The organism is Thermobrachium celere DSM 8682 (assembly GCF_000430995.1).
GTDB classification, from domain to species: Bacteria; Bacillota; Clostridia; order Clostridiales; family Caloramatoraceae; genus Thermobrachium; species Thermobrachium celere.
Window position 1 is genome coordinate 1,436,391 of record NZ_HF952018.1, and the last position, 22,146, is coordinate 1,458,536.

Below are 22,146 nucleotides of genomic sequence, written 5' to 3' on the forward strand. Positions count from 1 at the left end.
CCACCACCTATAATAGAGAGAATAATTTTTCTCCTATTTTTTCTCTATTTGCTTCAACTAGATTACTTATCGAAAAATCATATTTTACATTGTTTTGCTTATCAACCAAAATAAAACCACCTATTATATTATCATCAAACTCAACACTTAAATTTTTATTAGATTTTATTTGCAGATCTTTATACCACAAATTCCAATCGGCCTGAGTAATTATAATATGTGCTTCCTGTATGTCATAGTTATTTATCAATTTATTCAATTTGTCAGAAAAATACTCTCTATATGCTATGCTATTATTAATTTGTTTTGCGAAATCTATTATATCCTTCAATGCTGTGTTATAAATTTTGTTTCTAGTTTCTAAAAGCATTCTTTTACCTTTTATATGAGCCTTTGATAAAGTCTGAACCTTTATTTTTTCAATTTCACTAGCTGTTTTATACTCTAACTCCTCCGCTCTTTTTTTAAACTCCTCTCTTTTTTGATCTATTATTTTCACATATTCTTCCTCAAACTTTTTTATTGCTTCTTTATTTTCCTTTTCAACCTTTTCATAAACTATTTTTGTAAATAAATTTATTTTTTCTTCAATGGTTATCATATAAATCACCTCATACTTTGATACCAACTGAATTTCTAACATAGTTTAAAATGTAGTCATTATCCTTATCCGAACCATGTCTATCAGGAATTTCTACAATAAGAGGATAGGGTCTTTTTAGTTTTATTTCTATGATCTCATCCTTTATTAACTTCGCAGCTTTTTCAGTAAAAATAATAATACCAATATTCTTATTATCTAGAGCTCTTCTTAATGCATTTTGTGCTTCACTTTTTTTATAAACAATTTCTCCTTTTATCCCTGCCAACCTCAAACCTACTAAAGTTTCTCTATTATCTGAAATTAAGTACATATTCATATAATCACTTCCTATAATCTTCCCAAAATCATTATAGAAATTATAAGCCCATATATAGCAATTCCTTCTGCCAAACCAACAAAAATAAGTGTTTTTCCTAGTATCTTTGGATCTTCAGAAACAGCACCTAAAGCTGATGAACCTACTGAACCTACCGCATAACCTGCTCCAATAGCTGCAAGGCCTGTACTTAATCCAGCTGCCAAAAATCCTAATCCTGATGAAGGATTAGTGCTTGCAGCATGAGCAACCTGTGGTATCATTGTAATAATAAGCCCTGTCAATACTGGAACAAAGGATAGTAGATTTGTCTTAATTGCCCTTCTAACCCCAGCTGTGTTTATAACTTCATTTTTAAATAGCTTTACAACACCAATTGAAATTGTTGATACTACTATTAAGATTGCTAATGTTAAAAATAGATACATAAAAATTCCCCCTTTTTATAATTTTATCGGATTATACTCATATCCTGTTCCGCTGAAGAATTTACTAAAGAGCTCATAGTATTCTAGCCTTAACCCTTGAATAAACACTATTAAGCCTTCTAAACCGATTATTACTACATTACCAAAAATAATCATTAAAATACTTTCAAAATGATTTCCCATCATCTCTGCTAATGTTTCAAAGGCTATAAAAAGTCCTACATGGTTAATTGCAAATGCACCAACTCTTATAAAAGAAAGTGTGTTACTAAGCATACTAAGTAGTGTTTCAAGTACTCCAAATCCACCTTCAATATAATAATCCGCCTTAGATTCGCTATATAATGGTTTGATACCTTTTATTAAATTTGATAATGGTTCCTTCAAAAGCATTAAAACTAAAAGCAATATCAATAACACAGTTATTAAAGATCTCGGTACGATAGTTTCTACTCCTCTTACTGTAGCAACAACCAAATATAAAAGTAACCAATAGAATATTAATCCCGCTAGTCCATTTCTACTAAAAATCCCATTTTCAATATCCTTTTTTATAAAACAGTTTACTAAGTTATATAGAAAACCGACACTCAATAGAAATACTCCAATACCTACTGCCCAAATCAGAACCTTATCTATACTTGCCATAGGCCTAACTAATACCGCATCTATAATATCTTCAAATCCAAATACACTTCCATATAAAAATCCAAACAAAGTTGAACTTATTCCTAACCTTGCCAATACCCCACCTAAATTTGGCCTTCTTTTTTTCTTCTCAAGTAGAAGACCTAAAAGTAGAAGAACTAACCCCTGTCCTACATCACCAAACATTGCTCCAAATAAAAACATATAGCTTAATCCTACAAAAGCAGTTGGATCTAGTTCTTTATAAGATGGTACTCCATAAAGTTTTACTACAGATTCAAACGGTCTTAACAAAAATCCATTAAAAATATAAGTTGGTGGCTCTAATCCTTCTCTTAATTCATCATCTTGTTTGTAAATAATAATAAGTTTACTCTCTAAGTCTCCTAAGTATTTAGATAAAGTTTTCTTTCTGAATCTAGGTATCCAACCACTCATATAAAAAAATTCATTAGTACATCCCATTTGGGATTTTAATTCTTCTATCTTTATCTGCATTAAAAGTTTTGAGTAGAAAACATCAATAAAATTTATATGTTCTTGTTTTATTTCTTTAAGCTTATTTTTTCTAATAACCAGTTCCTTTTCAATTTCCTTTTTTCTAGCTTTTATCTCTTTAATCCATTCATTGGGACTTCCATGAAACTTGAAATTAACATTAAACTCTTCAAACTCAAGTGAAGATAATACACGCCTTACTTCTAGCTCAACCATTTTAGGCATAAAAATCATTATCTTTGTACTTTCTTGGTTCTTGTCTAATTTTAAAACTATTGCCGGAATATTTTCATAGTTATTTTTAAGCTTTTCCATATTGTAATTAGAAACTTTACCCATAATGAACTTAATGAATTTCATATTAAACAAATCACCAAAATTGACATTAACATTTTTAATATAACTCATATAATTTTCGAGTTCCTCTATCTCCCTATACTCATTTTCTAATGAATTTAATATACTTATCTCTTCTTTTACTTCTTCGTAAATCTGCTCTATCCTATTTAAATCATCTAAAAATACGTATTCTTCTTCTACTACATTCTTTTTATACCTTTTCTTTATGTCGAAAATAGCACAAAGTTCATCATAAATTTTTCTTATTTCGCTTAAATCTAAATTAGACTGATACTGCCTTATGTAGTTATAATCAATTAGAGCATCAACTTCATCTTTAGCTCTCATTATTGGAAAATGATTTTCACTTATTTCTGTCATAGCATTTACAGGATGAATTGCTTGTGAAAGTACTATTTTCTTAGCTACATCTTCTAAAGAATCCATGTGGCCTATAATGTTTATAAACTCCATTTTAGCAACTGCCATACAACCACCCCACATCAAACAGCCTTAATCAAAAAATCACCAACTTGGCTGCTGTCAATCCTATACCTTACCATCTCAGTAATTGATATAATATCCCTTATTTCAAATTCAATAATCTGCATCAATGCTAAAACACTGGATATGTCTTTTTTATTTTTTCTAATTGTTTTTATTGCTTTATAGTAAATATATCTATTCATTCTTCTTTCCATATATATATCCTGCATATCATCCCCCTTAATTAAAAATGAGTATTCTGTTCTTTTTATTTTTTCTTCTAGTTCTTCTATTGTTTTTGTATAGCATAGATCCTTCAGCAATTTATAATTTAACTTACCATATCCTTCTATTGTGTAATTGAAAAGTTCATCAGGATACATTTTAAAGAATTTTTTTCCTCTATATATCCACTGTATATTCAACATATCAACTATAGGACCAAAAATATTATAAAAAGCCTTTATATCTTCTTTTGATAGTTTTTTTATCTTCTTTAAAAGAATAACAAAATACGCCTTATCCAGTGCCATTTCAAATCTAAACAGATTTTCTTCCTTATTTCCATCTACCAAATTTTTTAAATATGGATAATAAATTGAGCCATTTAAAAGCTCTATCAATTCTGCAATTGATTTAGCCTTTACTATTTGATCAGCATGGATATTTTTGTAATAGTCAACAAACACCAAATAATTCTTTAATGTAGAAAGCTCTCCATCTATGTGAATAAGCCTTGCTATTTTTTTTAAATCATAGATTTCATATTTTAGATAAAAAGTCATAAAAAAATCCCTGTATTCACCATTAAAATAATTATCAAATTTATCTATATAATAAACTAATACCTTTTTTAACATCCTCTCTAAATCATCTCTATGAATATCAGGCGTATTATTTATTTCAATATATTTTGAGTAATCTGTGTTTTTACTTAAATATCCAGCAATATCATAAGTTCCACTAAGTCTTGAAAGATTTCTATAATCTTCATGTAAAAGTCTTCTTCCTAGTATACTGTGAACTTTTGCATTTATAACATTATAATTAGGCATATATATCACCTATCTTCCAAAAACAGAATATTTTGGTATATATCTTTTAAAAAAATTTCTTTTATCTTATTATATTTATCTTCTAGTTCTTTAGATTTTTCTGTATAACCTTCTATAATCCTCTGCTCTTCCTTCTGAATATTTTTTATCTCCTGCTCTTTTAAAATATTAAGTTCTTCTTCCTTTTTTTGAAGTATTTCATACTTTAATAGCTCTACCTTATCATCTAGTTCCAATCTTTTTCTAATTAGATCGTCCTCAACTTTTTTCCTAAGTTCAGCTGCACTTCTATCTATGTGGATTATGTTTTGTATAACTCTTTCAATATTTTCATCCATCATCCCACCCCCTATTTATCATAAAACAATTTTACTCCCATTAAATTTAGAATACAAATTTGTGAAACTTAATTAATCCCATTAATTGACTTTTAAAAATTATAGCTTTTTATTAATGCAATAATATATACCCTTTCCTTCAAGTTGCTGTTATAGGCTTTGTTTATCTTTAATTTAGAAAAAATATTTTTTAAAAATTCTTTAAATTTTTGAAAATAAAAAAAGAAGGCTCTAGCCTTCCTTTTTTATACCTATTCTTTCTCCAATAGATACACTAGTTTCAAACCCCTTTGATGTCTGCTCTAATATATCCTCATCAATTTCAACAGTATTTTCTTTTAAAAACAATATTATGGTTGATGCTCCAAATTTAAAATATCCTTTTTCATCTCCTTTTGATACATCTACATTGGGCTTATATGTTTGAACAATTGAACCAACAAATGTAGCTCCAACTTCTACATACAATATATCTCCAAAATTTTTGGAATGAAAAATACTCCACTCCCTCTTATTTTCACAGAATAACTTTTCTACTCTATCAAGTGCAACAGGGTTTACAGAATAATAACATCCTTTGATTTTTCTTGTTTTCTCACACTTGCCCTCATCTACAAAATGAAATCTGTGATAATCCGATGGACAAAGTCTAAATATTAAGCAAGTTCCTTTATCATATTGTTTAGCTACTTCATCATCACTTATCAATTCTCTTAAGGAATAAGTTATATCTTTAACCTGAAGAATCATATCTATATCAATATCTTGATAAGCAAGAACCTTACCATCACAAGGAGAAATTAATATATTCTTATCCTTTTCTATTTTTATCTTATCTTTCTTAAGCCTTCTATAAAAAAACTCATTAAAGTTTTTAAATCCTCCTTCAGGCACTTCAAATCTATCTATATCTATATCAAATTCTCTTATAAACTTATCTATCTTTTTTTTGCTCGTTGGTAAATCACAATAAAAACCATAAAATCTAGATGCTATTTTTCTCTTTATTAAAAAATGCAATAATCCTGCCCCTACAAGCCTTGAACCATAAATCCATTTTAATGCTCTATCAGCTGCTACCTTTTCTATTTCATATGTACCTTTTTTTCTATTGTAAAACTTAATCATGGCCTAATCTTCCACTCCCACTAATAATATCATTGTTAATTATATTACAATAAACATATTATAGCAACAATAAATGCCTATTGTACACTTAGATCCTTTAATTATATATATTTACCCCATGTAAAGCTTTATAAACTTTACATGGGGCTTTACCAAATAAATGTTTCAGCTACTTATTATAGCAAAATCTAAATAGCCTATTTCTATTTGTCCTTCTTTAACATTTCAGCAACTGCAGATATACTACCAAGTGTTGAAATAACCTCATTTGGAAGTATAAGCTTGTTTGCTGGGTTTTTAGCCATCTCCTGAAGTGCTTCAACCTGCTTTAGAGCAATTACTACTTCATCTGTATTAGATTCATGTATTGCTTTATTAACTCTTCTTATTGCTTCAGCTTGAGCCTGAGCTATTCTTTCCATAGCCATAGCTTTACCTTCAGCTTCAAGAAGCTGTGCCTCTCTCATACCTTCTGCACGTCTTATATTAGCTTCTCTTTCTGCTTCTGCTTGGAGTATCATAGCCTGTTTTTGTCCCTCTGCTCTTGCTATTGCACTTTGTTTCTCACCTTCAGCTTGAAGTATTGCTGCTCTTTTATCTCTTTCTGCCTTCATTTGCTTTTCCATAGCCTGCTGTATTTCAGCTGGTGGTATTATGTTTTTAATTTCAACTGATAATATCTTTATACCATACGCATCAGTTATCTCATCTACAACCCTTAATAATTCTGCATTTATCTTGTCTCTACCTGATAAAACTTCATCTAATGTCATATTACCAACAATGTTTCTCATGTTAGTAATAGTTGAATAAACAATACCTGATTTATAGTTTTCTATATTATATATTGCATCTTTGGCGTTCATTACTTTATAGAATATTACATTATCTATAGAAATTTTAACATTATCTTTAGTTATAACAGACTGAGGTTCAATATCTAATATCTGCTGTTTTGTTGAAACTTTAGCTCTTACAAAATCAATAAAAGGTATTAATATATGCCAACCTGGTTCAAGTATTCTATGAAATTGACCAAACCTTTCAACTACATATAAATACCCTGTATTAACTATCTTTATACTTGAAAAAAGAATTATTAAAACAAATAATAAAAGTACAACGGTTAAAACATATTGCATTATAACCCCTCCTCATATTTTTCAACCACTAATTTGTTGCCTTCAATACCTTTAATTTTAAACTTATCACCCCTTTTTATTGGTTCTCCATGGTTTACAACATACCAGTATATTCCTTCATACTTTATCTGAGTTTTTTCTGTTATATCCTCTTCTGCTTTTATTACTCTACCTATATAGTTTTGTTCCATAGGCTTAAAGGCAGGTGGAGTCTTTTTAAGCACTTTTCTTACATAAGGTGCAGCCCAAAGGATTGAAATTATACTAAGGAGCATAAAGACAATAACCTGAAGTTGAATTGAAGCGTTAAACATTAAAAGAATTAAAGCTCCTATTCCTCCTACTGCAAAACTAAAAAAAATGAAACTGCTTGTTAGGGCATCAATTAAAATTGCGGCTAAGGAAACTACTATCCATATATACAACATATTACCACCTCTAATGTTATTATATACCTATACATTTCTTAAGTCATTAAAAAAAAGTTAAAAAGACCTTCATGATAAAAAGGAGCAGATTTACTGCTCCTTTTTTAGTGTTACCCCTCTATAGATATTTATTTCATATTATAGCATCTAAAGCTTGCTTTAGATCTGCTATAATATCCTCAGCATTTTCAAGACCAACAGCAAGTCTTATAAGTCCATCTGATATACCTGCCTTTAGTCTCTCCTCTCTAGTATAAGGTGAATGTGTCATTGATGCTGGATGTTGAATCAATGTCTCTGCATCCCCTAAGCTTACAGCTAAAGTACATACTTTACATGAATTTAATACTTTTATACCTTCTTCTACTCCACCATTTAATTCAAATGCTATAATTGCTCCTGGAAGTTTCATTTGTTCTTTAGCAAGTTCATATTGTTCAAAGCTTTCAAGTCCAGGATAATATACCTTTTTAACAGCCTTGTGTTCTTCTAAGAATTTTGCCACTTTCATTGCATTGCTACAATGTCTTTCCATTCTAATTTCTAGAGTCTTTAAACCTCTTAAAATCAAATATGCATCAAATGGGCTTAAACATGCACCTGTCATATCCTTTATACCATATAGTCTTACTTGATCAATGAAGCTCTTTCTTCCAACTACAAAACCTGCAATAACATCACCATGTCCATTTAAAAACTTTGTTGCAGAATGAACAACAACGTCTGCCCCAAGTTCAATTGGTCTTTGAATATAAGGTGTACAGAATGTATTGTCTACAATTAATATACAGTCTTCTTTACTGTGGGCAATTTCAGCAACCTTCTTTATATCAATTAGCTTAAGGTTTGGATTTGCTGGTGTTTCTATATATATAGCCTTTGTATTAGGCCTCATAGCCTCTTTTATATTTTCAGGATTTGATGCATCTACAAAAGTAACCTCTACACCATATCTAGTAAGTCCATGGCTTAAATATGCAAATGTACATCCATATAGTGTATCTGCTGCAACTACATGGTCACCAGCCTTTAATGCTGTCCAAAGAGCTGATGATATTGCACCCATTCCTGATGAAGTAGCTACACACGCCTCTCCACCTTCAAGTATTGCAATTTTTTCTTCAAGAACAGTAACTGTTGGATTACCTAATCTTGTATATATATATCCTTCTTCTTTACCAGCAAATCTATTTCCTCCCTGCTGTGCACTATCAAACACAAATGTTGCAGTTTGGTATATTGGAGTTGCTAAAGTTCCAAACTCATTTTTGTGATTTCCTGCATGTATTGCCTTTGTTGAAAATCCCATGTTTTTTGCAAACTCTCTATCCATAAGTTTTCCTCCTTTGAACTTTTTCAAAAAAATAAAAGCAAAAATGATGCCAAAATAAGATTACGAAAAGTTCAAAGGATTAAGAATTATTGTAAAATTATTTTTACACTCAACTTGAATTTTTGTAAATTAATATTTACACTTGGAAATATATTTTTACAACTAGTATAATTTATATTTTTTAATTTTGTTCATAATAGTTGTATGTGATACTCCTAAATGCTTAGCTGCTGCTCTGTAGCTTTTATATTTTTCTATTGCTCTCTTTATTGCCTCTTTTTCGCACTGAGCAACTATTTCTTCTAAAGACATTTCCTCATCACATAAATTCATAGTTACATTTTGCCCTATTTTTTCAACGTTTATGTATATAAAATCCTTTGTTAAAGTATCCCCTTCACACAATATTATTGATCTTTCAACCACATTTTGAAGCTCTCTAATGTTTCCAGGCCAATCGTATTTCATTAACTCTTCAATAAAACTAATATCTACTTTTTTAATCTTGCCATTGAATTTTTTATTTAAATTATCTACAAAGTAATTTACAAGAAGAGGTATGTCGTCCTTTCTTTCTCTAAGTGGTGGAAGGTATATAGGCATTACGCTTAATCTATAATATAAATCCTCCCTAAACTGCCCATTTTTAACCATACTATCTAAATCTCTATTAGTTGCAGCTATAATTCTAACATCTATTTTTACTTCTTCACTTGAACCTATTCTTCTTACTACTCCCTCCTGCAGAACCCTTAAAAGCTTTGCCTGAAGTTTTAGAGGCATCTCACCTATTTCATCTAAAAATAAAGTACCTCCACTCGCCTCAACAAATATACCATTTTTACCTCCCTTTAAGGCACCCGTAAAGCTTCCTTCTACATACCCAAAAAGTTCACTCTCAAGCAGATTTTCTGGAAGTGCAGCACAATTTACTACAATAAACTTGTTGTTTGCTCTATTGCTTAATCTGTGAATTGCCTTAGCAAATAACTCCTTGCCCGTTCCACTTTCTCCAAGAAGTAGAACTGTAGATGAGGTCTTTGCAACTGATGCAGCAATTCTTTTTACGTATTCTATATTTCTGCTTTTACCTATTATCTCTGAAAAAGCACCATCTTTTATTGTATTTACAACCTCAACAAGCTCCATTGCCTTATTTATATCCTTAATTGACGCAACAGCCCCAATTGTATTGCCTGCATCATCAAGAACAGGCCTTCCTGAAGTTAAATAGTGGATTTTATACTCTCCCCTATCAACTATCTGTTCAATGTTATCATAAGGTATTCCATCCTTAAATAAACTCAGCATAGGTGCATCTTTATTTATTATACTTCTAACATCACTTCCAACAACTTCATCCTTGCTACATTTAAATAGGTTTTCACAATACCTATTGAATATTTCAATCTTGTATTCTTTATTAACTGCAAGTATTCCTTCATCCACAGCATCAATTATAGCAATAAGTTTTCTTTCATTCTTTTCATAGGATAAAAGTTCTACCTCTTCAACCTTTATGACCTCTTGAATGCTATATAGTTTCTCAATAAGCTTTTTCTTATTTTCATCATCAATCTCATCAATCTTTATACATACTTTTTCAGAAAAAACCTCAGCAGCTCTTAGATCAATTTTCATTTCATAAAGCTTTTCTAAGATTTTTAATGTAATTCCGATTGTATCTTTTGTCTTAATCTCAAACCTAATATTCCCCTTCATTTGACCACTCCTGAATATAATTTAAAAATTACAAAGCCATAGACAATAAAAGCAATACCAATCAAGCTCATAATACCTATCATAGCTTTTCCAAAAATACTACTGTTGTTTATTTCTAAACGTTTTATTCCCTTAAGTGCTGCTATATTTAATAAAACAAACCACAAGAACATTCCTATGATTATAAATATCAAGAACAAATAATAATAAATAGGTTTCATATCACTAAACTTATGTATTAAAGTTCCACTAATAGTAAGCCAAAATGAGTGCGTCATAGGGTTTGTAAAGGCAATTATAAATCCTTTAATTAAAGGATTTGAGCTATACCTCTTTTCATTTTTATATTCAGTTCTACATCCTTTAAAGTCTTGATATGCAAAGAACAAAATTAAAATACCACATATTATAAAAAAGAACCCTTCTGTCCTTTTATTTTCATTAAATAAGTTTAATAGACCTATATTTATAAACAATATATCAAAGGCATCTGCTAAAACAGCACCTAAAGCCACCAGCAATCCTTCACTAATACCTGTATTAATTGTCCTTTTTATAGATTCTATTCCTGCAGGTCCTAATGGAATGGCAAAAACAACACCTGTAAAAAGACCTGTTATAATAGTTCTTATTAAAACAAGTATATTTTTCATATTATCCCTTCTTTGCAAATTTCACTACAATTTTATTATATTTCTAAAATGTTTAAAAAACAAATATAAAAAGTACTGTGAAGTTTCAATCACAGTACTTTTTTATGTATCTTAATTACTTATTAACCTCATTTAATAGATCGTCAACAAAATTTATTATTTCATCACATGATACTCCATTTCTTTTAAGAACAAGACAGTTATCTGTATTGTAATTTTCTTTTACTGCCTTCATAATCTCCTTCATTGGTGCCCTAGCTTCATTTCTTTCAGATGAATCCTTTCTACCCTTTAAATATCCTAAAACTACAGCTGCTGCTGTTATAGCACCACATGTACTTCCTACAGCCATTCCACCACCAAAGGCACTTCCTAAATTAACAGGGATATCTAAATTAAACTTTTCATTTGCAGATTTTATTATTGACTCTGCACAATTGTAACCTTCTCTATGAAAATCAACAGCCTTCTTCATGCTATACCTCCTATATCACTATAATACAATATTATGATATAACTAATCTCTAATTTTGTCAAATAAAATCGAATTGGAATTAACTTCTTGTAATCCCTCTATTTTAATAATAAAAAACAATAATAAAAAATCGATAACCTTAATAACAAACTACGAAAGGAGGACATAAATGAAAAGGGTATTATCGGTATTTATGTCATTTATATTAATCTTTACTTCCCTAAACATTATCCCCTATAAAACAAAGGCCTATACAAATCCATCATACTTTAACAAAATAAGAATAGGCCTAAAGAGTATGGCAAATACAAGTTTAAATATTACACTAAACGGGGATTATTTATTTAATAATGAAGTGCTTACATCAGGTTCAACTTATTCCCTAACATTAAATGGCACAAAGATTATTTTTAGAGGACAAGCATATGACGAAATTAATCTTTTTCCTTTAAATTATGATTCTGCACTTTTAACCATCCAAAGCGGAACAACAATAAATAAGTATCAGGGTGATTTTAAATTCAAAATAATAGAAAATAAAATTTTCCCAATAAATTCACTCTATATCGAAGATTATCTAAAAGGTGTTGTAGGATTTGAAATGTCAGATTACTTCCCAATTGAAGCATTAAAGGCACAGGCAGTTGCAGCCAGAAACTACACACTTACAAATCTAAATCTATATAAAAATCTTGGGTTTGATTTAAATGATACAATCGAATGTCAAGTTTATGGTGGTTATAATGATAAACTTAAAAATGTAATCAGAGCAGTAGATGAAACACGTGGACAAGTACAATTATACAACGAAACTCTTGTACAAGCTTTTTATTCTGCAAGCAATGGAGGGTATACTGAAGCAACTGAAAATGTCTGGTCTACAGCACTACCATATTGTGTTATAAAACAAGATACATTTGATAATGAAGCATGGAAACCTGAAACTATAACCTATACTTCATCACAACTTAATACTCTATTAAAGCAGAGGGCAGTAATATCTCAAACTGACACATTTATAAAGCTTGATATAAATAGTATAACTAGATATCCTAGCGGAAGAGTTGCTTCTATAGATGTGATCTACAAAGATATATCTGGAGCAATAAAAAAGATTACACTAACAAAGTCTAGAACAAGAACTGCATTTTCAGTTCCAAGTTCACTTTATACATTAACCTACAACTCAGCAACAGATAGCTACAGCTTTACAGGTAAAGGAAATGGACATGGAGTTGGGCTAAGTCAAATTGGAGCAAAAAATCGTGCAAGTGCAGGGCAAACATTTAAAGACATACTAGCATTTTACTATCATGGTAGCTATACAACTAGTCTTTTACCAAAAATTACCGAAATCATAACTGATAGAAGTAAAGTAATTATAAATCAGCCTGTAAATGTTACTGTAATATCTAGCGGTGGTTCAAACACTGGTTATCTATACAAGTATGAAATCTATAACGAAAACAATTTGATATATTCTACAGACTACAGTGATAATAATACGCATATATTTACTCCAAATTATGTTGGAGAATATACTATTAAAGCCTATATGAAGGACAAGCTATCAAATTCAAATTATGATGATGTAAAAGAAGCAAAAGTTATGGTATACCCAAATGTTTTAATTGACTCAATTAATATAAATAAAACAAAGTTATTTACGCAGGATGAAGTAATTATAACACCTGAGACAACTGGTGGAACAGGAAATTATTTATACTCTTATAAGATAATAAAGGACCAAAATATAATATCCGAAACACAATATTCTACAGATAATAAATTCAAATTTACTCCTAATGAAAAGGGAGAATATAGGATTTTAGTAAATGTGAAGGATATTGAATCTATAAACGAGGTAGATAATTCACAGGAAGTAACATTTGTGGTATTTAACAGACCTTATATCAACAAATTTGATGTAACTAGTCCTGCATTTGAAAAAAGAAATGTTGATTTAAAAGTAACAACCAATGAAGGAAGCGATTTAGGTTTAAAATATAAATTTGAAATCTTTAAAGAAAATGCTTTAATTATTCAATCTGATTTTATGAATAACAATTCAATTTCATTTATTCCACAGCAATTTGGAGAGTACAAAGCAAAAGTTTATATATTAGACAATTTAACTGAAAATATTGAAGATGTAAAAGAATTTAGTTTTACAGTTAATGAAGAACCTGTGAAGGTTTCAAAGCTTCCAATATATTGGGGCATGAGAGGAAATGATGTGGTACAGATTCAATCTGCATTAACATTCCTTGGATACAATATTGGAACTATAGATGGTATATTTGGAAGTAAAACCTATAATGGTGTTGTTTCATTCCAAAAGAGCGTTGGTCTAAATGCTACAGGAACTGTAGATGCTGCAACACTAAAAGCTCTAAATGATGCTTATATTGAAAAGCTAAGTAAAAAATAAGTGGCTGTAAGGCCACTTATTTTTTACATTTCATCCATACTTACTTCTTTATCAAAATCCCACGGTGTTCTTTTTATTATTCCGTCTGAAAAAGGTATAAATATTGATATAATAGTTGAAATAGCCAATAAGTGTATGTACCACACTAAAGGAATTACATCTATAGGTGATACTGTACCTTTAGCAAAGCTAAGTAATATAAGCATTTGAGCACCATATGGAATTATACCTTGAACAATACACGAAAATATATCTAATATTGATGCACATCTTCGAGGATCAACCTTATATCTCCTGCTTACTTCCTTTGCAATTGGACCATTAATAATTATAGCTACAGTATTATTAGCTACAGCAGCATCTGTTAAAGAAACTAAAGCTGCTATTCCTATTTCTGCTGATTTTCTACCTCTAATTAATTTCTGAATCTTTTCCATTAGATACTGTATTCCCCCAGCCTTTGAAGTAAGTTCAGCTAATCCTCCAGTTAACATTGAAAGTATAAATATATCAATCATTCCTTTAAATCCTTCAAATATCTGCTGGCTAAAGGTTAAAAAAGTTAATTCACCATAATACAATCCAATAACACCAGAAAACAAGATACCTATAGTTAGCACAACAAACACATTGACTCCAATTAATGACAATATTAAAACCATTAAATAAGGTATTACCTTAATAATATTAAAGTCATAAACTTGTATACTTGGCACTGTTTCTGGCCTTCCAAAAATTAAGAGCAATATTATTGTAATAACAGCTGCTGGCAAGGCAATAAATAAGTTTACTCTAAACTTATCTCTCATTTCACACCCTTGTGTCCTTGTTGCTGCAATTGTTGTATCTGAAATAACTGATAAATTATCTCCAAACATAGCTCCACCTAATAGAGATGCTAAGGTCAGTGGCATTGAAAGTCCAGCTTTTTGTGCTAAACCAACTGCAATAGGTCCAAGTGCAACAATAGAGCCTACTGATGTCCCTGTTGCTAACGATATAAAACAAGCAATTAAAAATATACCTGCAATAATATAATTAGCTGGTATATATGTCAAACCAAGGTTGACAGTAGAATCAACCCCTCCTATAGCCTTAGATACTGTAGCAAATGCACCTGCAAGTAAATATATAATACACATGATAATTATATTGGGGTTCCCACAACCTCTTATAAAAGTATCGAATTTTTCATTTATACTCCCCCTCAATAGCAAAAATGCAAAAACTATTCCAATAAAGGCTGCTACAGGTGCAGGAAATTGATAAAAGGCCAGCTCAACACCCTTTCTTTGCAAATATATTCCTATACCAAGGTATATTGATACAAAAATAACAAATGGAATTAAAGCTACCCCTCTACTTGATGCATTTTGTTTATTCATCTAAATCCCCCCTATTTTTTCTTATACACATGCAAAATGCATACCATAATTTTTATTACAATTATATTATATTTATGCATCAATTGTAAATAAAAATTTACGAAATATTGCAAATTTTATTTACAATTGTAATTTTATTTTTACATTTTAGCTTATAATTTCAAAAAACAAAAGCGAAGCCCTTCGGCTTCGCTTAAAATTCATTAATTATGCAACCTTTTCTTCCTTCTTAGCAGCTACCTTCTTTTCATAATTTGAGTACATTAGAAGAGCAACTACTGAGAAGAATATTGGTCCTGCAACTGACCAGAATGTTGTCTTCATATCTCCAGCTAGAGCTGGTTCAAGTACTGTGAAGAAGTTTGCAAATCCAACTGTAAGTGTTACAACTATTGAAGCAAATAGTGCACTACCATAGCTCTTGAACACTTCAAATGGCTTGTGGATTTCTGTCTTCTTCTTGAATGGAGCAAATGCACCTGATAGGAACATGTATGGTAGAGTCATCGCAACGTTTGTCATTGCAACTAGTATGTCGAAGAACTTTGACATTGAATCTCCACCAACTGCAAGTAAAGCTATCATAACTACAACTGTAGCAGCTTGTACCTTCATAGCGTTTATTGGCATTCCGTCCTTAAGTTCTCCCATCTTTCCTGGCCATAGTTCAGCTGGAGTACCTTCAATTATTTGCTTAAGTGGTGCATATGTTAGAGTGAAGAATGCTCCCATTAATGCTAAGAACATTGAAAGACCTATAAATCTAGCTATTCCTGCTCCCATTGCCATGCAAGTAGCATCGCTGAATCCTAGTGCTTTACCTAGCTCTACTCCAAGGTTAGCCATAACTACGTAACCAGCGTTTCCTAAGTGAACACCTTCTTGGTTGATAACCTTTGTCCAGTTAGTGAATATACCAACTAGTAGTATACCTAATGAATATCCTACTGATATTACAGCTGCTGATATAGCAACTCCTTTTGGGAATGTCTTTTCTGCATTTTCTGTTTGGTCAACTAGTCCACCAACTACCTCAATTCCACCATAAGCAAAGATTGCGTAAACTATGAAAGCAAGTCCTGCTATAATGTTTCCTGCAAACTTTGGATTTGGTGATTGAGTGAATGACTTAAGTCCTTCAATTGGTTGAGCAAGTTGTCCTTTGTTTAATACAAGTACTGTTAGAGCTCCTACCCAAAGTAGAATGTTTAGAGCTGCAACTGCAGTACCACCAAGTGAAGTAATCTTCTTAATCTTTTCAAGACCCTTAGTTGAAATATATGTTACGAATATAATCCATAGAATACCTAAAACAGCTAGAGTTTGTGGAGCTGTTAGTCCAAATAGTGACCAAGTCTTTGTTGTATCCTTACCAAATATTGCATTTGATAGAGGAATCCATAAACCTTGTGATACGTTAACCATCCAAATAATGTATGATACGTACCACATGAATGTTCCAACGAAAGCAAACTTAGGTCCTACTGATTTTTCCATCCATGAATAAATTCCACCCTTTTCATTCTTGAAAGCTGCACCGTATTCAGCCATCATGAATGCAAAAGGAATGAAGAATGTTATTCCTGATAGGATATACCATGGAATAGCTGCATATCCCATCTTATAGAATGATCTTGGAATGTTGTTAAATCCGTACACTGATGTAAAGATCATAAGAATTAATGATGCCAGTGTAAGTTTTCCTGTTGGCTTCTTGTTTGATGCCATTTATGTCCCCCTCCTTAGGTATTTTTTCTTGTGTGTTTGCCACACAAATACTATTATACACATTTCGACAGCATATGCAATAATTCAATAAAAAGTTTTTATATTTCGAATATTCAATGTATTTTATCTTTTGTTCAAATTCCTGTCGAAAAATTGCATTTGCATACTTCGTTTATACATCAAAACTACAAAAATGAATAAAATAGCCTATGCTATTCAATTATAAAAAGTTGCTTTAAATATAAAATTTTCTGAATATTAATTAAACAAGTTGCATTTATGATTTTTATGCATAATATTTTTCATTATGTTAAAAAAAATTAATATATGGGTTATAGACGTCCCCCCTATACACATGATAGTAAATAAATAAGACCAGCCAAAATAGCTGGTCTATCAACAAGCAATTATCTCTTTAATCAGAAACTCTTTGCCACATAATAATTCCCACTTTTCATTTCCACATCTTGGACATATCTTATTATTTTGTACAACATTAAAAACTTTACTACATTCCCTACATATCGCATTTGCAGGTAGTACCTCTATTTTTAATTTTGTATTCTCCAGCATTGTACCATCTATAGCAGCCGGATAACATGCTTCAATATATCTTGGAATGATTGCTGAAAGTTCTCCTATTTGAAGTACCAATGTATCTATTTTAGTTAACCCATTCTTTTTTGCAAAATCTTCAACATAGTTAACTACTTCTATCATTACACCAAGTTCATGCATAAAAACACCTCTTTTGAATAAAACTTATAACACCTTTAAAACTTATTTATTTTTTAATGAAAAACGACTTCATGTATTTGAAAGGCTTTTTAAGAGTTATTCTAATCTTTCTTTTTAAAGCATATTTCATTATAGTTGGTTTCATCTTATTAAATTCAGGATTTTGTGCATTATATTTTTTAACAAGCTTAATAGCATCAAATCTACATTTTGTTACACATTGACCACAACCAATGCACATAAATTCATCTACTACTGTAACTCCACAGCTTAAACATCTCTCTGTCTCCTTTTTTACTTGTTCTTCTGTAAAGGTACCTCTTAAATCTCTAAAGGTTTCCTTAGCCTTACTACCATCAACATGAATAGGTCTTTGTCTTGGTGTCCTATCATATCCTTTAAGAATAACATTTTCTTTATCAAATGCTTTATAGTTTCTCTTAGTTCTTCCTAATATCAGGCTTTGTCCAGGATGAACAAAACGATGTATTGAAATCGCCCCTTCTTTTCCCATTGCAATTGCATCTATTGCAAACTTTGGTCCTGTTACAATGTCTCCTCCTGCAAACACATCCTTTTCAGTTGTTTGATAAGTATCTGGGTCAACTTTAACAGTATTATTTTTATTTATTTCTATATTTGTTCCCTTAAGAAGTCCACCCCAATCAATCGCCTGTCCTACTGAAACTAATACAAAATCAGCATTAACTGTAACTATTTCATTTTCATCATACTTAGGATTAAATTTTCCATTTTCATCATACACTGATACACATCGTTTAAATTCTACTCCAACAACATGCCCATTCTCAACAAGTATACGCTTTGGTCCCCATGAGTTATTTATATTAACACCTTCTGATACTGCTTCTTCTATCTCCTCATCTAATGCAGGCATTTCCTCTTTTTTCTCAAGACAATAAATATCAACCTTTGTAGCACCTAATCTTACTGCTGTTCTTGCAACATCCATTGCAACATTTCCTCCACCTACTACTACAACATTACCATTTAGACTTTTTAATTCTCCTAGATTTACTTTACGTAAAAACTCAACTCCTGTAATAATGCCTTCTGAATTTTCTCCTTCAATTCCAAGCTTTCTACCTGATTGTGCTCCTATTGCAATATAAAATGCTTCAAATCCCTGAGCCCTTAGATCATTAATTGTAACATCTTTTCCTACCTCAATTCCTGTTTTAAACTCAACACCTAATTCTTTCAACACATCAATTTCAGCATTAACTACATCCTTTTCAAGTCTAAATGATGGAATTCCTAAAGTTAACATACCTCCTAATACCTTTTCTTTTTCAAAAACAGTTACTTTATATCCATCTATAGCTAAATAATAGGCACATGACAATCCTGCAGGACCTGATCCTATTACTGCAATCTTTTTACCATAATTATGTCTCTTTTTAGGTATATATCTTCTCTCTTGGTTTAAATCCTGTTCTGCAATAAACTTCTTTATTTCATCTATTGCAATTGGATCATCAATATCTCCTCTTGTACATTCTGATTCACAATATCTCGGACATATTCTTCCACATACAGCTGGGAAAGGATTTTCCTGTTTTATCAATTCAAGTGCTTCAGTGTATCTTCCTTGAGCTGCCAACTTTATATAACCTTGTATACCAATATGTGCTGGACATTCTGCCTTACATGGACTTGAGCCTGTTTCTAAAACAACCTTCCTATTTATTCTATAGTCAGGGTTCCATTTGTCTGGACCCCATTCTGTATCATATGGAAGTTCCCTTTTCTCCTCAACAATAGGCTTTTTTGAACACAACTTTTGTCCAAGTTTTAATGCATTAGTCGGACAGTTTTCTACACATTCTCCACAGGCAACACACTTATCCTTATCCACCTGTGCAACATAATTAGAACGCACCATATCTGGATTTACAAACATATTTGCAATTCTAACAGCAAAGCACCCACATCCACAGCAGTTACATATAGCATGGGTTTTGCCTGGTCCATCTGTATTTGGAATACAGTGCATCAGACCATTTTCTTCTGCTCTTTTTATTATCTCAAAGGCTTCTTCACGAGTAATCTGTCTTCCCCTTCCTGTTCTTATATAATATTCAGCTGCATGTCCAAGTTGTATGCACATATCCTCCTTTAAGTGACCACATCCCTCTCCCATTGCTTCTCTAGCTGTACGGCAAGAACAATCTGAAACTGAAAAAATAGTATTCTCATTTAAATATTTTGATATCTCTTCAAAGGATGCCCTTCTTGTTTCACCTTGAATTGCTTTTTCAATTGGAATAACTCTCATTGGTCCAAGTCCTATAGGTACATTACCTGCTGCAATAGGCCCTTTTTTCTTACCATATTCATCAAAGGCCCTTCCTAATTGAGGATATTTTTTTGCATTTTCCCTGTTGTTTACTATCATTTCCATATGTCCTGGAACCCAAACTTCATGCCAAAACTTATCTACTCCATCAATTTTATTTACAAATGCTGCACCAACCTTTGCTAATTCCCAAAGCAGTCTTTCTGTTTCTTCTAAAGATTTACCACATTTTTTACTTATTTCTTCAGCACTCTGTGGTTTTCTAAATTCAAGGTAAAGTGCTACTTCTGCCATCTCCTCTGTAACAATAGGCTCAAGTATCTTATATTCTGGGTCATTTGGTGTTATTTCATTTTTTGCCCCACGTTTTGTCATACTTATTTTGTTTGCCAAATCAAGAACTTTTTCTTTTACCATAAATATATCCCCCTAATTAATTTTTATTATTTCTTCCAACTTTTAACCTCTTCTCTCAACCAATTTATCCATTCATCAAAACCCTCACCTGTTTTTGCAGAAATTGGTATTACCTTTATATTTGGATTGATCTTCTTAACTCGTTCTTTAACCTTTTCAATGTTAAAATCAAATATACTCATTGCATCAATTTTATTTATTAAAAGAATATCTACTACTGAAAACATTAAAGGATATTTTAAAGGCTTATCGTCTCCCTCTGGTACACTTAAAATCATCACACTTTTTGAAGCTCCTGTATCAAATTCGGCTGGACAAACAAGGTTTCCAACGTTTTCAAGTATTACTAAATCAAGTCCCTCTATTTCAAGTTCATCTAACCCTTGTTTTGTCATATATGCATCAAGATGACACATTCCACCTGTATGTAGCTGTATTACTTTTACTCCTGTCTTTGAAACCAAACTTGCATCAACATCAGAATCAATGTCTGCTTCCATAACTCCTATCTTCATCTCATCTTTTAATGCTTCAATTGTCTTTAAAACTGTTGTGGTTTTTCCTGAGCCTGGTGAAGACATAAGATTTAAAAGAAAGGTTTTTCTTTTCTTAAGCTCCTCTCTTAACAAAGATGCTTGTCTATCATTATTAGCAAATACACTTTCTTTAATTTCAATTATTTTGAAAGTATTCATTTATATACACCTCCACTTATACTATATATTTATGAATTGATTAAATTTTATAGGACAAGAAGGTATTTAAACCTTTAGTTTGACAAATTCAAAACAATTTGATTTTGATATTATAAATATTCTAAATATTTTTATAATTTCCTTCATTAAATTTTATTAAAAATTATGGGGATGTATTTAGATTAAAATTAATCTAAATACATCCCCATATAATCAATTTTTTATGCATCCCGACCTTTTTAATATTTCATAAATATCAATATTGATAGGCTTATTAGATATAAGGTGAATCCAGTACTCATTCTCCTGTTGATTTATTTCTACACATATATCCTTTGGAATTTGACCATTTGTAAATTCAATTTTTTTATTTGCATTATTTCCATAATAAAGTTCGTGAAACTCTGATGAATGCACAGCCACTTCGTTCTCTATTTTAAATAATGGCTTTATCCACCAAATTACATTAAAATTTACTTCATCATCTATTGGATTACCGAAAAAGTCGTACTCTGGAGGAGTATAATATAATATTTTCCATACGCCTAATCTATTCTTCTCCATATATAAAAGAACTATTTTCTGTTTTTTAGAACTTGTTTTTACAACTCTATACTCCCTACTATCTATGTTTTTATCATTTATCAACACTTTAATATCTTTAGTACTAAATCCTGATTTCCAAATAGCAAATGTAAAACTATTGATATAGGTATAAGAACAAATAATAAAAATAAAGACAATAGCAATAAATATAATTTTTGACTTTTTCATAAAATCTCCTTCTTATATACACTATTTACTACAATTATAATATTTTTACCATATGTTGTAAATAT

Annotated in this window: 20 protein-coding genes; 1 reads left to right on the plus strand and 19 read right to left on the minus strand. The window is 30.9% G+C overall.

Features of this window, described 5'->3' with window-relative positions:
• Positions 1 to 7: 7 nt before the first annotated feature.
• The 13 genes from TCEL_RS07590 to TCEL_RS07650 all read right to left on the minus strand — a co-directional run bounded on the left by TCEL_RS07590 (position 8) and on the right by TCEL_RS07650 (position 11,593).
• Entirely contained in the window at positions 8 to 601 is a 594-nt protein-coding gene (locus tag TCEL_RS07590; RefSeq protein WP_018662833.1) for a V-type ATP synthase subunit E, read from the minus strand.
• Positions 602 to 611: 10 nt separating this feature from the next.
• Complete coding sequence (locus TCEL_RS07595) at positions 612 to 920, minus strand: V-type ATP synthase subunit F (protein WP_018662834.1); 309 nt, start codon at positions 918 to 920, stop codon at positions 612 to 614.
• Positions 921 to 931: 11 nt separating this feature from the next.
• On the minus strand, positions 932 to 1,348 hold the full coding sequence (locus TCEL_RS07600) for an ATP synthase subunit C (RefSeq protein WP_018662836.1): 417 nt from the start codon (positions 1,346 to 1,348) through the stop codon (positions 932 to 934).
• A gap of 15 nt (positions 1,349 to 1,363) precedes the next feature.
• On the minus strand, positions 1,364 to 3,322 hold the full coding sequence (locus TCEL_RS07605) for a V-type ATP synthase subunit I (protein ID WP_018662838.1): 1,959 nt from the start codon (positions 3,320 to 3,322) through the stop codon (positions 1,364 to 1,366).
• Positions 3,323 to 3,336: 14 nt separating this feature from the next.
• Positions 3,337 to 4,374: a V-type ATPase subunit gene (locus tag TCEL_RS07610; protein ID WP_018662840.1), complete on the minus strand. Its 1,038-nt coding sequence runs from the start codon at positions 4,372 to 4,374 to the stop codon at positions 3,337 to 3,339.
• A 5-nt stretch (positions 4,375 to 4,379) separates the two neighbouring features.
• The gene (locus TCEL_RS07615) at positions 4,380 to 4,712 is read right to left on the minus strand and encodes a hypothetical protein (protein WP_040683775.1); all 333 of its coding nucleotides are present in this window, start codon (positions 4,710 to 4,712) and stop codon (positions 4,380 to 4,382) included.
• Between the two features lie 231 nt (positions 4,713 to 4,943).
• Positions 4,944 to 5,840: a phosphatidylserine decarboxylase gene (locus TCEL_RS07620; protein WP_018662844.1), complete on the minus strand. Its 897-nt coding sequence runs from the start codon at positions 5,838 to 5,840 to the stop codon at positions 4,944 to 4,946.
• A 203-nt stretch (positions 5,841 to 6,043) separates the two neighbouring features.
• Complete coding sequence (locus TCEL_RS07625; RefSeq protein WP_018662845.1) at positions 6,044 to 6,982, minus strand: SPFH domain-containing protein; 939 nt, start codon at positions 6,980 to 6,982, stop codon at positions 6,044 to 6,046.
• A complete protein-coding gene (locus tag TCEL_RS07630) occupies positions 6,982 to 7,410 on the minus strand; it encodes an NfeD family protein (RefSeq protein WP_018662846.1) in 429 nt (142 codons plus the stop codon). Before TCEL_RS07630 ends, TCEL_RS07625 begins: the two co-directional genes overlap by 1 nt.
• A 133-nt stretch (positions 7,411 to 7,543) precedes the next feature.
• Complete coding sequence (gene megL / locus TCEL_RS07635) at positions 7,544 to 8,743, minus strand: methionine gamma-lyase (RefSeq protein ID WP_018662847.1); 1,200 nt, start codon at positions 8,741 to 8,743, stop codon at positions 7,544 to 7,546.
• Between the two features lie 162 nt (positions 8,744 to 8,905).
• Positions 8,906 to 10,465 carry a sigma 54-interacting transcriptional regulator gene (locus TCEL_RS07640; protein ID WP_018662848.1) on the minus strand — a complete coding sequence of 520 codons (1,560 nt, stop codon included), beginning with the start codon at positions 10,463 to 10,465 and terminating at the stop codon, positions 8,906 to 8,908.
• On the minus strand, positions 10,462 to 11,118 hold the full coding sequence (locus TCEL_RS07645; RefSeq protein ID WP_018662850.1) for a LysE family transporter: 657 nt from the start codon (positions 11,116 to 11,118) through the stop codon (positions 10,462 to 10,464). The genes TCEL_RS07640 and TCEL_RS07645 overlap by 4 nt, the downstream gene beginning before the upstream one ends.
• 115 nt (positions 11,119 to 11,233) lie before the next feature.
• A complete protein-coding gene (locus TCEL_RS07650) occupies positions 11,234 to 11,593 on the minus strand; it encodes a C-GCAxxG-C-C family (seleno)protein (protein ID WP_018662851.1) in 360 nt (119 codons plus the stop codon).
• A 169-nt stretch (positions 11,594 to 11,762) separates the two neighbouring features.
• Between TCEL_RS07650 and TCEL_RS07655 the strand changes: the two genes are divergently transcribed.
• Positions 11,763 to 14,024: a SpoIID/LytB domain-containing protein gene (locus TCEL_RS07655; RefSeq protein ID WP_018662852.1), complete on the plus strand. Its 2,262-nt coding sequence runs from the start codon at positions 11,763 to 11,765 to the stop codon at positions 14,022 to 14,024.
• Between the two features lie 23 nt (positions 14,025 to 14,047).
• Here the strand turns inward: TCEL_RS07655 and TCEL_RS07660 are convergent, their stop codons facing one another.
• From TCEL_RS07660 to TCEL_RS07685, 6 genes are all read right to left on the minus strand, one after another.
• Entirely contained in the window at positions 14,048 to 15,409 is a 1,362-nt protein-coding gene (locus tag TCEL_RS07660; protein ID WP_018662853.1) for a Na+/H+ antiporter NhaC family protein, read from the minus strand.
• A 207-nt stretch (positions 15,410 to 15,616) separates the two neighbouring features.
• Positions 15,617 to 17,137 (minus strand): glutamate/gamma-aminobutyrate family transporter YjeM, encoded by a 1,521-nt coding sequence (yjeM, locus tag TCEL_RS07665; RefSeq protein WP_018662855.1) that lies wholly within the window; start codon positions 17,135 to 17,137, stop codon positions 15,617 to 15,619.
• A 396-nt stretch (positions 17,138 to 17,533) separates the two neighbouring features.
• Positions 17,534 to 17,875 (minus strand): hydrogenase maturation nickel metallochaperone HypA/HybF, encoded by a 342-nt coding sequence (locus TCEL_RS07670; RefSeq protein WP_018662857.1) that lies wholly within the window; start codon positions 17,873 to 17,875, stop codon positions 17,534 to 17,536.
• Between the two features lie 46 nt (positions 17,876 to 17,921).
• Positions 17,922 to 20,612 carry an FAD-dependent oxidoreductase gene (locus TCEL_RS07675; protein ID WP_018662859.1) on the minus strand — a complete coding sequence of 897 codons (2,691 nt, stop codon included), beginning with the start codon at positions 20,610 to 20,612 and terminating at the stop codon, positions 17,922 to 17,924.
• Positions 20,613 to 20,638: 26 nt separating this feature from the next.
• A complete protein-coding gene (gene hypB / locus TCEL_RS07680) occupies positions 20,639 to 21,307 on the minus strand; it encodes a hydrogenase nickel incorporation protein HypB (protein WP_018662860.1) in 669 nt (222 codons plus the stop codon).
• A 213-nt stretch (positions 21,308 to 21,520) separates the two neighbouring features.
• Positions 21,521 to 22,081, minus strand: coding sequence for a hypothetical protein (locus TCEL_RS07685; RefSeq protein ID WP_018662861.1), 561 nt, complete (start codon positions 22,079 to 22,081; stop codon positions 21,521 to 21,523).
• Between the last annotated feature and the right edge of the window lie 65 nt (positions 22,082 to 22,146).

Excerpts from the sequence above, each read along its gene's own strand:
- TCEL_RS07590 (WP_018662833.1), bottom strand. The coding sequence starts at position 601 with ATGATAACCATTGAAGAAAAAATAAATTTATTTACAAAAATAGTTTAT.
- TCEL_RS07595 (WP_018662834.1), bottom strand. The coding sequence starts at position 920 with ATGAATATGTACTTAATTTCAGATAATAGAGAAACTTTAGTAGGTTTG.
- TCEL_RS07600 (WP_018662836.1), bottom strand. The coding sequence starts at position 1,348 with ATGTATCTATTTTTAACATTAGCAATCTTAATAGTAGTATCAACAATT.
- TCEL_RS07605 (WP_018662838.1), bottom strand. The coding sequence starts at position 3,322 with ATGGCAGTTGCTAAAATGGAGTTTATAAACATTATAGGCCACATGGAT.
- TCEL_RS07610 (WP_018662840.1), bottom strand. The coding sequence starts at position 4,374 with ATGCCTAATTATAATGTTATAAATGCAAAAGTTCACAGTATACTAGGA.
- TCEL_RS07615 (WP_040683775.1), bottom strand. The coding sequence starts at position 4,712 with ATGGATGAAAATATTGAAAGAGTTATACAAAACATAATCCACATAGAT.
- TCEL_RS07620 (WP_018662844.1), bottom strand. The coding sequence starts at position 5,840 with ATGATTAAGTTTTACAATAGAAAAAAAGGTACATATGAAATAGAAAAG.
- TCEL_RS07625 (WP_018662845.1), bottom strand. The coding sequence starts at position 6,982 with ATGCAATATGTTTTAACCGTTGTACTTTTATTATTTGTTTTAATAATT.
- TCEL_RS07630 (WP_018662846.1), bottom strand. The coding sequence starts at position 7,410 with ATGTTGTATATATGGATAGTAGTTTCCTTAGCCGCAATTTTAATTGAT.
- megL (WP_018662847.1), bottom strand. The coding sequence starts at position 8,743 with ATGGATAGAGAGTTTGCAAAAAACATGGGATTTTCAACAAAGGCAATA.
- TCEL_RS07640 (WP_018662848.1), bottom strand. The coding sequence starts at position 10,465 with ATGAAGGGGAATATTAGGTTTGAGATTAAGACAAAAGATACAATCGGA.
- TCEL_RS07645 (WP_018662850.1), bottom strand. The coding sequence starts at position 11,118 with ATGAAAAATATACTTGTTTTAATAAGAACTATTATAACAGGTCTTTTT.
- TCEL_RS07650 (WP_018662851.1), bottom strand. The coding sequence starts at position 11,593 with ATGAAGAAGGCTGTTGATTTTCATAGAGAAGGTTACAATTGTGCAGAG.
- TCEL_RS07655 (WP_018662852.1), top strand. The coding sequence starts at position 11,763 with ATGAAAAGGGTATTATCGGTATTTATGTCATTTATATTAATCTTTACT.
- TCEL_RS07660 (WP_018662853.1), bottom strand. The coding sequence starts at position 15,409 with ATGAATAAACAAAATGCATCAAGTAGAGGGGTAGCTTTAATTCCATTT.
- yjeM (WP_018662855.1), bottom strand. The coding sequence starts at position 17,137 with ATGGCATCAAACAAGAAGCCAACAGGAAAACTTACACTGGCATCATTA.
- TCEL_RS07670 (WP_018662857.1), bottom strand. The coding sequence starts at position 17,875 with ATGCATGAACTTGGTGTAATGATAGAAGTAGTTAACTATGTTGAAGAT.
- TCEL_RS07675 (WP_018662859.1), bottom strand. The coding sequence starts at position 20,612 with ATGGTAAAAGAAAAAGTTCTTGATTTGGCAAACAAAATAAGTATGACA.
- hypB (WP_018662860.1), bottom strand. The coding sequence starts at position 21,307 with ATGAATACTTTCAAAATAATTGAAATTAAAGAAAGTGTATTTGCTAAT.
- TCEL_RS07685 (WP_018662861.1), bottom strand. The coding sequence starts at position 22,081 with ATGAAAAAGTCAAAAATTATATTTATTGCTATTGTCTTTATTTTTATT.